11 protein-coding genes are annotated in these 10,191 nt (G+C 65.6%); 4 read left to right on the top strand and 7 right to left on the bottom strand.

All coding sequences use genetic code 11. From position 1 onward, the window contains the following. The 4 genes from FKP22_RS11355 to FKP22_RS11340 form a co-directional block, all read left to right on the top strand. The coding region (locus FKP22_RS11355) for a ShlB/FhaC/HecB family hemolysin secretion/activation protein (protein WP_141287607.1) at nt 1-1,050 on the top strand (1,050 nt) is incomplete at its 5' end. 204 nt (nt 1,051-1,254) lie between these two features. Then, nucleotides 1,255-1,863: a hypothetical protein gene (locus FKP22_RS11350; RefSeq protein ID WP_141287606.1), complete on the top strand. Its 609-nt coding sequence runs from the start codon at nt 1,255-1,257 to the stop codon at nt 1,861-1,863. Nucleotides 1,864-1,914: 51 nt separating this feature from the next. After that, on the top strand, nt 1,915-2,199 hold the full coding sequence (locus FKP22_RS11345; RefSeq protein WP_141287605.1) for a hypothetical protein: 285 nt from the start codon (nt 1,915-1,917) through the stop codon (nt 2,197-2,199). 203 nt (nt 2,200-2,402) lie between these two features. After that, nucleotides 2,403-2,744 (top strand): hypothetical protein, encoded by a 342-nt coding sequence (locus tag FKP22_RS11340; protein ID WP_141287604.1) that lies wholly within the window; start codon nt 2,403-2,405, stop codon nt 2,742-2,744. A 275-nt stretch (nt 2,745-3,019) separates the two neighbouring features. On the opposite strand, the gene FKP22_RS11335 is transcribed toward FKP22_RS11340, so the two are convergent. The 7 genes from FKP22_RS11335 to FKP22_RS11305 all read right to left on the bottom strand — a co-directional run. Further along, nucleotides 3,020-3,616: a superoxide dismutase family protein gene (locus FKP22_RS11335; protein ID WP_141287603.1), complete on the bottom strand. Its 597-nt coding sequence runs from the start codon at nt 3,614-3,616 to the stop codon at nt 3,020-3,022. Between the two features lie 144 nt (nt 3,617-3,760). After that, nucleotides 3,761-4,483: an ABC transporter ATP-binding protein gene (locus FKP22_RS11330; RefSeq protein WP_141287602.1), complete on the bottom strand. Its 723-nt coding sequence runs from the start codon at nt 4,481-4,483 to the stop codon at nt 3,761-3,763. A 102-nt stretch (nt 4,484-4,585) separates the two neighbouring features. Then, the gene (locus FKP22_RS11325; protein WP_141287601.1) at nt 4,586-6,514 is read right to left on the bottom strand and encodes a branched-chain amino acid ABC transporter ATP-binding protein/permease; all 1,929 of its coding nucleotides are present in this window, start codon (nt 6,512-6,514) and stop codon (nt 4,586-4,588) included. 4 nt (nt 6,515-6,518) lie between these two features. After that, the gene (locus FKP22_RS11320) at nt 6,519-7,394 is read right to left on the bottom strand and encodes a branched-chain amino acid ABC transporter permease (RefSeq protein ID WP_141287600.1); all 876 of its coding nucleotides are present in this window, start codon (nt 7,392-7,394) and stop codon (nt 6,519-6,521) included. A 279-nt stretch (nt 7,395-7,673) separates the two neighbouring features. Beyond that, complete coding sequence (locus tag FKP22_RS11315; RefSeq protein ID WP_141287599.1) at nt 7,674-8,921, bottom strand: ABC transporter substrate-binding protein; 1,248 nt, start codon at nt 8,919-8,921, stop codon at nt 7,674-7,676. A 175-nt stretch (nt 8,922-9,096) separates the two neighbouring features. Then, a complete protein-coding gene (locus FKP22_RS11310; protein WP_141287598.1) occupies nt 9,097-9,756 on the bottom strand; it encodes a response regulator transcription factor in 660 nt (219 codons plus the stop codon). Next, the coding region (locus FKP22_RS11305; protein ID WP_141287597.1) for a sensor histidine kinase at nt 9,737-10,191 on the bottom strand (455 nt) is incomplete at its 5' end. The genes FKP22_RS11310 and FKP22_RS11305, both read right to left, overlap by 20 nt.

Genomic DNA, 10,191 nt, shown 5'->3' with positions numbered 1-10,191 from the left:
GGCGCTTCGGACCTGCTGGTGGAAGTGGACGAAGGCCAGGCCTTCGAGGCCGATGCCGCGCTCGACAACCACGGCAGCGACAGCACCGGCGACCAGCGCCTGAGCCTGAACCTGTCGTTCAACAACCCGCTGCGCCTGGGCGACCAGCTCAGCCTGCACCTGCTGCGCAGCCAGCTGGCCCAGCGCTACGCCGCCGCGTCCTACCAGCTGCCCGTGGGTCCGCTGGGCACGCGCGTGGGCCTGTCTGCCTCGCACATGGATTACCGGCTCGGCAAGCAGTTCGCCGCCCTCGGCGCCTACGGCCTGGCCAGCACGCTGAGCTTCTACGCGCGCCACCCGCTTGTGCGCAGCCAGACCGAAAACTGGAGCCTGCAGCTGCAGTACGACGACAAGCGCCTGGTCGACATGGTGGCCAGCACCGAGACCCGCAGCACGCACCGCATCAACCTTGCCAGCCTCAGCCTGCAAGGCCAGTGGCAGGACGGCTGGCTGGCGCTGCCGGCGATGAGCGACCTGAGCCTCGGCCTGCAGACCGGCCAGGCCCACATGGACGCAGTGAGCGATTTCATCGACCAGCTCAGCGCCAACACCGGCAAAGGCTTTGGCAAGTTCACCGCCAGCCTGCAGCGACAGCAGCAGCTGCTGCCCGAATGGACGCTGGCGATGGCCTGGCGCGGCCAACGCGCCGACCACAACCTGCCCTCCGCCGAAAAGATCAGCCTCGGCGGCGCCAACGGCGTGCGCGCCTATCCTGAAGGCGAAGCCAGCGGCGACGACGGCTGGGTCGGCAATGTGGCACTGCGCTGGCAGCCGGCGCCGGAATGGCAACTGCAGGCGTTTGCGGATGCGGGCGTGGTGCAGGTCAATCACCAGCCGTGGGCCACCGGCAGCAACCGCCGCCGGCTGGCCGGTGCCGGTGTGGGCGGCGGTCTGCAAGGCAGTGGCTGGGCACTGGACCTGTCAGCCGCCTGGACCACGGACCACGAAACCGCGGTCATCACGCCCAAGCGCAGTCCCAGGCTGTGGGTGAGTCTGTCGGTCGGCTATTGATTGGCGCCCTGGCTGCGCGGCCGGACTGAGTAGCCGGATCCGCGGCCGCCAGATCCTTCGCGGCGCCCACCGGCACCGTGCGGCCCGGCCGAAGCAGCTCCGCGCTTGGCAAGACGATGCCGCGCCCGCAGAATCCCCAACAAGCGCCGCTTTTGACGGCGCTGTGATGTCGAGTCTCAACGCAATTCGACAGGGGGGATTGAAATGGATCAAGGACTGGTGCCAAGGCTGCTGCCTGATACTCGGATGTGCCTGATGGTATTCAGCCTATTTTCGCGAGGAACGCCGCGATGGGTGGATTGGATGTCTGCGTTTTTGCGACAGACATTTTTCCTCACGGTTCTGGCCGGCATCTCAAACATGGCCGCGGCGAGCGCTGTTTGCCTTGATCGCAATTCCGGCCAGCCGACCGATCTCACGAGCATCGCGAACAAGCTCAGTGACCTTGACCACGGGCCGTTGATCAAGGCCGCTTCGTTGAGCGTCGATATCAACCGGGATGGGGCAAACGAACTCATCGTCAGGAGTAGCGATGAAGCGTGCGGCAGCGGAGGGTGCTTCTTCTCGGTTTTCGATGGGAAGACGGGCCGCAATCTGGGTGAGCAGTTTGGCGGGATGCTCTATTTTCACGAACCATTCACCAATGGTTGGCCTGTGCTCGAGGTCTACGGGCACTCAAGCGCCGAATCGGGGACATTCGCCACATGGGTCATGGAGGGCGGAAGGTATCTCGCCGTCGCCGATGTATTCCTCCAAGGTGCACTGCTCAAGCAACACGTCGACAAGCTTCAGTCCATGTGCAGCATTCCGTGAGCGAGGCGAGTGACGTCCAGCTAAGCACAACCCTTTCATTCCTCAGGTGTCATGTCGGCCACTTTCGCCATCGTCGCAGTCATCGCGGTCACAATCATCAACTTAGCCATTGTTGCGGCGAGTTCGGTATTTGCGATTCACGGAGACGGAACTCCTGGCGAGATGTCTCTGGTGCTCGTTGTCGGCTCTCTATGGGTCCTTGCCTTTGCGGCCCGCTCGATCTTCACGGTCACCAAGGGAGCGCGCGGTCAGGCAGTGAGTACATCGGCAAAAGCAATCCCCTATGCTCTTATGGTGCTGGTTCTGTCTCAATTCTTTATTCCGCTATTTAACTGAGGCTCGTGGAAGTCGAGGCCACGTGCGAGTCGAGAGTCAGGTGTCCCATTTCCCGTTCCGCTTTCGGTTAACGTGACGAGCCGGACCTCGCGCCTTTGACCCGCGACCCTCACGGAGGAGCCGCATGACTGAATCAGTGCCTAAGGTGGTTTACCGAGGTGAATCAATGATCGAAGGTTGGCCTGAAAGAATTCGTCAAGCCCATGAGCTGCGTCCTTCGAATTGCCTCTGATAAATTGGACCTGATCTTGGGTGGGATTTCTTTGAAGCCTTATCGGCTCCAGGGTGGGACGGCACATTTTCAGGTCAGTGAATGCGACTTCGACAATCTGCCAGGGCAAGTGAGAGACGCTGTTGCCTTCCTCAGTTTACGAAGGCACGAGATCGCTGCGCTCATGGCGGCGTCGACGGCCAGCGGCGTCCTCGACTTCGCGGTTGAAGGTGCGGGCTCTGAAGTTCGTTTCGCTGCGCTGCCCGCTGTACTGGTGCGCGAAGCGGGCGCGCTTGGCTTGGCACTGGAACTTTCGCAGTATCCGAAGGAATAGCCGCCGCCACCGTGGTTCAAATAAATGGGGTCGGAGTCAATTTATCTGCATGTCAGGCGAATGCTGCTCAATGGTTGAGAAAGATAAATTGACTCCGACCCCATTTATTTGTGCGCTGACCTACCCTTGTTTGCTCCCGAATTTGGAATTAAGCATCCTGGTCTTGGTTGCTGGATTCGCCGTCGCGGCAGTTGCGGTTTCGGGTTTGGCGGATCGATTCGCCGCTGCCGCGCGGCCTCGCGTGAGGCAAGGCCGCTGATAGTCAGCGCTTCGGCTCAGTGCCCGGCGATGACGCCACAAGCCACGCGCCCACCTGAATTGCCAGTCGGCTGCGTCGCGTAGTCGTCAGGGTTCGCGTGCACGATCACCGAGTGGCCGATGACGCTGGTGGGGCCGGCGGCGACGGTTGGGCCGTCGAGCATGAAGTGTTCGTCGGCGTTGCCGCTGGCGTCTGCGGTCAGGGCGGGGATGTCGCCGACGTGGTGGGCGGCGGCCTGCGGGCCATGGGGTTGGCCGGTGGGGTTGAAGTGGCCGCCGGCGCTCATGCCGTCGGGGCTGGCGCAGTCGCCCTTGTCGTGCAGGTGGAAGCCGTGCAGGCCGGGAGCCAGGCCGCTGAGCTTGGCGTGCACCATCAGGTGGCCATCCTTCTCATGGAACATCACGATGCCGCGCACGTTGCTGCCGGCGATCGGTGTGAGCGTGGCCACGGCCATCGAGCCCATGTGGCCCATGCCTTCCCTGCCGCCCATTCCCCCCATCCCGCCAGCACCGTGCTCATGCGCGGGCGGCGCGGCGCAGCCTGAGGCGAGGGCGGCTGCGGCGAGGGCCAGTGGCGAGATCAGGCGGGCGAGCGACGAGCTTGAACGGGTCATGAGGCGGCTCCTTGTGCACGAGGTGCTTGTTGGGATCGCCGACTATAGGAGCGCCCGTGGCAGCGTCACAAGCCGCCCAGCGCAAAGAGGCGACGACGCCCGCGCGCCTGGGCCTCTTGAGGGCTACCCGGAGCTGCTCGGCGCTCAGTGCCCGCCGCCCAGGTAGGCCGCCTTGACCGCAGGGTCGTTGCGCAATTTCTCGGCCCTGCCGTGCACCGCGATGCGGCCGTTCTCCAGCACGTAGCCGTAGTCGGCCACGGCCAGTGCTGCGGCGGCGAACTGCTCGACCAGCAGCATGGTGGTGCCGGCGGCTTTCAGGCGCTCGATGATGCGGAAGACCTCGTCGACCAGGATGGGGGCCAGGCCCATGGACGGTTCGTCCAGCAGCACGACTTCGGGGTTCAGCATCACCGCGCGGGCCATGGCCAGCATCTGCTGCTCGCCGCCGGAAAGCGTGCCGGCGAGCTGGGTGCGGCGCTCCTGCAGGCGCGGGAACAGCGCCATGGCTTTTTCCAGGTCTGCCGCCACGTCGCCCTTGGGGCGGCTGCCAGTGAGGCGCGGGAAGGCGCCGAGCAGCAGGTTGTCGGCCACGCTCATGGTGGCGAACACGCGCCGGCCTTCGGGCGAGTGGGCCAGGCCGAGGCGGGCGATGTGGTACGGCTCCAGGCCGTCGATGCGCTTGCCGTTCAGGTGGATCTCGCCGCCGGTGGGCGCGATCATGCCGCTCACGGCGCGCATGGTGGTGGTCTTGCCGGCGCCGTTGGAGCCGATCAGCGTGACGACCTGGCCTTTGGGCACGTCGATGGAAATGCCGTGCAGGACCTGGACTTTTCCGTAGCCGGCGCTGAGGTTGTGGATCGTCAACATTTCAGTTCCTTGCATGTGGGCGGGCCGAGCGCCGGGCCGCCCCAAGCCGGCCCGCATCCCCTTGGGGGATCGGCCGACGTACTCGTCGGACGAGGGGCACCATCAGCTCGCTTGGCCACCGAGGTAGGCCTCGATGACTTTTTCGTTGGCTTGCACTTCGGCCGGTCCGCCCTCGGCGATCTTCTGCCCGAAGTCCAGCACCGAGACGGTGTCGCACAGGCTCATCACCACGTCCATGTGGTGCTCGATCAGGATCACCGTGACGCCGTGTTCGCGGATCTTCTGGATGATGGCGCGCAGCGCGACGATGTCGGGCGCGGTGAGGCCCGCGGCGGGTTCGTCCAGCAGCAGCAGCTGAGGGTCCAAGGCCAGCGCGCGGGCAATCTCCAGCAGGCGCTGCTGGCCGTAAGGCAGGTTGCGCGCCTCCTCGCCGGCCAGCTCGCCCAGGCCCACGAAACGCAGCAGCGCCAGCGCACGCAGCCGGGCGGCGCGGTGCTCGCGCAGGTAGCGTGGCAGGTGCAGCGCCACGTCGATCAGGTTGGAACGGAAGCTGTGGTGCAGGCCGACCATCACGTTGTGCAGTGCGCTCATTTCGCCGAACAGCTGCACGTTCTGGAAGGTGCGGGCCACGCCGCGCTGGGCGATCTGCGCCGGGCTGAGGCCGGCCAGCGAATGGCCGGCGAACGCCACGCTGCCGGCGGTGGGCGTGTAGATGCCGGTGAGCACGTTCATCATCGTGCTCTTGCCCGAGCCGTTCGGGCCGATCAGGCCGTGGATGCTGCCGCGCCTGACGTTCAGGTCCACGTTGTTCAGCGCCTTCAGGCCGCCGAACTGCATCAGCACGCCGCTCGCGGCCAGCAGTTGCTCGCCGGTGGCACCACCGGCCTGGGTCAGCGCCTGTTGGCCGGGCGCAAGGGCTGCGACCTCGGCCGCCTCGTGCGAGGCATGGCTGCGCAGGCCCAGCGCGCCGCGCACAAAGCCGACGATGCCGTCCTGCAGGTAGTACACGACGAACAGCGTGATCAGCCCGAAGATGGACAGCCGCCAGTCCGTCATGCTTTGCAGCTTGAACGACACGGCGGCCAGCGCGATGGTGCCGATCACAGGAATGGCGGCGCTCTTGGGCTTGATCTTGCCGCGCTGCACGGCCACGCCCGCGGCGATGGCGACGATCACCGCCAGCGCCACCGAGGCGGTGCGGAACATCGCCAGGTCGTCCAGCAGCTTGGGCAGCAGCACGATGATGGCGGCGCCCAGCAGAGAACCGATGCGGCTCTTGCGCCCACCCATGATGACGGCGAGCAGGAACATCACCGTCAGCTCGAAGTTGTAGGTGTTGGGCGAGATGTACTGCTCGGAGTAGGCGTACAGCGCGCCCGCCAGGCCGGCGAGGCCGGCGCTGATCACGAAGGCATAGACCTTGTAGCGGTAGACCGAGACGCCCATGCAGTCCGAAGCCACCGGGCTGCCGCGCAGCGCCTCGAAGGCTCGGCCCAGGTGTGAGCGCAGGATGCGGTGCACCACCAGCAGCGAGGCCAGCAACAGCACGCCCACCAGCCAGTAGTACTCGGTCTCGTCCATGGTGTGGCCGAAGACGCTGGGCTTGGTCAGCGTGATGCCCATGGGCCCTTCGGTCAGGAAGCTCATCTCGTTGATGAGGATCTGGATGATGGTGCCAAAGGCCAGCGTGACCATGGCCAGGTACGGCCCGGTGACGCGCAGCGCCGGCAAGGCCAGCAGCGCGCCGAACACGGACGCCACCGCAATGGCCGCCGGCAGCGTGACCCACAGCGGCGCGCCCAGCTTCATCACCAGCACGCCTGCGGTGTACGCGCCAATGCCGAACAGGCCGGCGTGGCCCAGCGAGACTTGCCCGGTGTAGCCGACAACGATGTCCAGGCCGAACAGCACGATGGCGTAGATCAGGATGGTCTCGACCAGGTGCACGTAATACGGGTTGCCGACCATGGCCGGGAAGGCCGCCAGCAGGGCGATGCCCACGGCGATGGCCGCGATTTGAGGTGCCTTCATTGCGTCAGACTTTCTTGATCGCCGTCTTGCCGAACAGGCCGGCTGGCTTGAGTGCCAGCACGATCAGCAGCAGCACCAGGCCCGGCACGTCCTTGTAGCCGGTGGAGAGGTAGAAGCCGGTGGTCGTCTCGGCAATGCCGAGGATCAGCCCGCCAACGACGATGCCCATGCCGCTGGTCAGCCCGCCGATGATGGCGACCGCAAAGGCCTTCAGGCCCAGCACCGCGCCCATGGTGGCGCCGGTGAGGGTGAGCGGGGCGATCAGCACGCCGGCAAACGCGGCGGTCAGCGACGAGAGCGCGTACGAGAAGGTGATGACCAGGCTGGTGTTGATGCCCATCAGCTTGGCCGCGTCCCGGTCATTGAAGGTGGCGACCACGGCCTTGCCGTAGATGGTCTTGCGGTTGAAGAACTCGACCGCCAGCATCATCGCCAGTGCGCCGAAGACGACCAGCAGCTCCATCGGCAGCACGTTGGCGCCGAGGAATTTCATCGGCGACTCGGGCAGCGGCGACGGGAACTTCAGGTCGTCACGGCCCCAGATGTTCTCGGCCACGTTCTTGAAGATGATGCCCAGCGCGATGGTGGACATGATCCAGCCGAACTCGGACTTGATCTTGATGGCAGGCCGCACGCCGATGCGCTCGACCACCGCGCCCTGCGCCGCGCCGAACAGGCAGACGATGGGAATCATCAGCCAGTAGTTCACGCCCAGGCCGACCAGCGTGAGCCCGACCAGCGCGCCCAGCATCAGCGCGTCGCCCTGGCCGAAGTTCAGCGTGTCCGAGGTCGCGAAGGTCAGCTGGTAGCCGAACGCGATGACCGCGTAGATCATGCCCAGCGCAATGCCGCTGAACACGAGTTGGGTGAGGATCTGCATGGACTTCCTCTTCAATGAGGGATGGACCCTTCGACAGGCTCAGGGCGAACGGGCGGGGCGCAGCGGCCTCGCCAGTCATCTCGGCCACCACCGTTCGGGCTGAGCTTGGTCAAAGCCCTGGCCCTTCGACAAGCTCAGGGTGAACGGAAAACAAGGCACCTCTCCCCCGTTCGGGCTGAGCCTGTCGAAGCCTTGCGGGCGTGCCGCGCGGCCCTTCGACAGGCTCAGGGCGAACGGATGCGAAGCGCGGGGCGAACGGTGTGGGTGGCTGCGGTCGGCTTACTTCTTGACGGCCGTCAGCGCACCCTTGGCGTTGACGTCCTTCACGCGCACTTCCGAGGCCTTCTTGAAATCGGCTTCATAGGCGTAGACCACGCGCTGGCCCTTGACCTCGCCGAACACCGGGATGTTCACGGTGATGGCCTCGTGGTCGGTCTTGGTGAAGGGCTTGTTGTAGGTCGTGACCACGCCGTCCACCGGCGCCTTCAGGTCTTCCAGGGCTGCCTTGACCTTCGGGCCTTCGGTGCTGCCGGCCTGCTTGATGGCGGCAGCCAGCAGGTAGATCGAGTCGTAGCCCTGCGCGGCCGAGACCGGCGAATCGATGCGGCTGTTCTTCGGGTTGAAGGTCTTCAGGTAGGAGACGATGAAGGACTGGCGCTTGGGCGTCGTCGGCTCCTGGATGAAGGTTTGCGGCATGCGCGCGCCCTCGCCGCCGGGGCCGGCGTTGTCGATGTAGTTGGCCATCGACAGCGTCCAGCTGCCGATGATGGGCACCTTCCAGCCCAGCTTGGTCATGCCGTTGGCGATCTGCGCCAGCTCGGGGCCGATGCCGTAGGTCAGCACCGCTTCGGCGCCGGCTTCCTTGGCCTTCAACAGCTGCGGCGTCATGTCGACGTCCTTGATGTTGAACTTCTCTTCGGCGACCGGCTTGATGCCTTTGAGCTCCAGCGCCTTCACCAGGTCCTGCCGGCCGAGCTGGCCGTAGTTGGTCGAATCGGCCAGGATCGCGAGCTTCTTGTAGCCGCGGCGGGTGACCGCCTCTTCGACGATCATCGGCGCCTGGATGCTGTCGTGCGCGGCGTTGCGGAAGATGTAGTTCTCGGGCTGGTTGTCGAACTGGTGGGTGATGGCCGAGCCGGTGGCCACGTTGTTCATCACCGGAATCTTGGCTTCCTGGTAGAAGCGCTGCGAGGCCAGCGCCACGCCAGTGTTGATGTAGCCGACAGTGGCGGCGACCTTCTCCTTGTTGATCAGCTCCTGGGCGATCTGCACGCCGCGCTCGTTCTTGGCTTCGTCGTCACGCTCGACCAGTTCGATCTGCCGGCCCAGCACGCCGCCGGCCTTGTTGATCTCGTCGGTGGCCAGGCGCACGCCGTCGCGCATCGAAACGCCCATCGAGGACGAACCACCGGTGAACGGCCCTGCCACGCCGATCTTGATCGGGTCGGCGGCCTGTGCGCTGGCGAAGGCCGCGGCCAGCGCCAGGGTGATGAGGGGCAGGCGGAAATGCGTTGCTTGCGAGATCATCGGCTTGTCTCCGGATTGTGTGAAAGCGAGTGGAACGAGTGTGTAACTCCGCGCATCTGCGCGCCACCGCTGCAATACCTAGAGCCGATTCGCGGCTTTACGCACTCGTTTGCCCGCTCCGGTGAGACCCGATCAGGGAAAGCACCGCAACCTTTGCGGCACTGAAAAGCCGTGCTTAGCCACCGGTGCGCGCGGCGTTTTCTACTGCGTACTTGATCAGCTCGGCCTGGCCGGCGAGGTTGAGCTTGCGGCGGATGTTCTGCCGGTGCGACTCGACGGTGCGCACGCTCAGGTTCAGCGTGTTGGCGATCTGCTTGCTGGCCAGGCCCTGGCCGAGGAAGCTGAGCACATGCTGTTCGCGGTCTGACAGCAGCGGCCGTGCGCTGGGGCCGCGGAACAGGCGTGCAGCCATCGCCGGGCTGAGGAAGGTGCCACCGGCGTACACGGTGCGGATCGCGTGCAGGATCTCCGAGGATGGCGAGTCCTTCAGCACGTAACCGCGCGCGCCGGCCCGCAGCGCGCGCTGCGCGATCTCGGTGCCGTCGTGCATCGAGAGCATCAGCACCACGCGCTCCGGGTCCTCGTCCAGCAGCCTGGCGGTCAGGTCGATGCCGCTTTCGCCGCCCTTCATGCCCACGTCCATCAGCACCACGTCGGGCGCGCCATCTGGCGGGCAGTCGCGCAGGCGCGAGAGGGCTTCCGTGCTGTTGCCGGCCTCGGCGATCACCAGCAGGTCGTCGGCCATCGCGAACACGGCCTTCAGCCCATCGCGCACGACCGCGTGGTCGTCGACGATCATCAATTTGATCGGGCGTTCAGGGCTGTCGGTTGGCATTGGGTTCCTGTCGGGAAAAACGAGTGATCACGGCCTTGGGCACGTTGGCCAGCAGCAGCGTCTGGCCCGGGTGGGAGCTGATGCTGAGCGTGCCATCGATCGCGGCCAGGCGTTCGCGCATGTGGCGCAGGCCCAGGCCGCGGCTGGGGTGGCGCTGGAAGAATTCGGTGTCGAAGCCGCGGCCGTTGTCCTGCACGCGCAGCTGCAGGCCGGCCGGCGTGAAGTCCAGCTGCAGCTCGACGCGGGAGGCCGCGGCATGCTTCTCGATGTTGGCCAGCGCCTCCTGCGTGACGCGGAACAGCACGGTCTTGATGGCTTCGGGCAGGTCTTCGACAGCGCCATCGGTGCGCAGCGTGAAGCGCGTGGCGCTGTCGCCCCACATCTCCTGCGCCATCTGCGCCAGCGCGGCGGGCAGGCCCAGCGTGTCCAGCATCA

It is taken from the genome of Ideonella azotifigens, from assembly GCF_006519715.1.
Classification (GTDB): Bacteria; Pseudomonadota; Gammaproteobacteria; order Burkholderiales; family Burkholderiaceae_C; genus Ideonella; species Ideonella azotifigens.
The sequence above is the reverse complement of the archived record's forward strand: the minus strand, read 5'-3'. Positions and strand labels throughout refer to the sequence as shown.

Bases quoted from the DNA above. Each gene is read 5' to 3' on its own strand.
- FKP22_RS11350 (WP_141287606.1), top strand. From the start codon at position 1,255: ATGGATCAAGGACTGGTGCCAAGGCTGCTGCCTGATACTCGGATGTGC.
- FKP22_RS11345 (WP_141287605.1), top strand. From the start codon at position 1,915: ATGTCGGCCACTTTCGCCATCGTCGCAGTCATCGCGGTCACAATCATC.
- FKP22_RS11340 (WP_141287604.1), top strand. From the start codon at position 2,403: ATGAGCTGCGTCCTTCGAATTGCCTCTGATAAATTGGACCTGATCTTG.
- FKP22_RS11335 (WP_141287603.1), bottom strand. From the start codon at position 3,616: ATGACCCGTTCAAGCTCGTCGCTCGCCCGCCTGATCTCGCCACTGGCC.
- FKP22_RS11330 (WP_141287602.1), bottom strand. From the start codon at position 4,483: ATGTTGACGATCCACAACCTCAGCGCCGGCTACGGAAAAGTCCAGGTC.
- FKP22_RS11325 (WP_141287601.1), bottom strand. From the start codon at position 6,514: ATGAAGGCACCTCAAATCGCGGCCATCGCCGTGGGCATCGCCCTGCTG.
- FKP22_RS11320 (WP_141287600.1), bottom strand. From the start codon at position 7,394: ATGCAGATCCTCACCCAACTCGTGTTCAGCGGCATTGCGCTGGGCATG.
- FKP22_RS11315 (WP_141287599.1), bottom strand. From the start codon at position 8,921: ATGATCTCGCAAGCAACGCATTTCCGCCTGCCCCTCATCACCCTGGCG.
- FKP22_RS11310 (WP_141287598.1), bottom strand. From the start codon at position 9,756: ATGCCAACCGACAGCCCTGAACGCCCGATCAAATTGATGATCGTCGAC.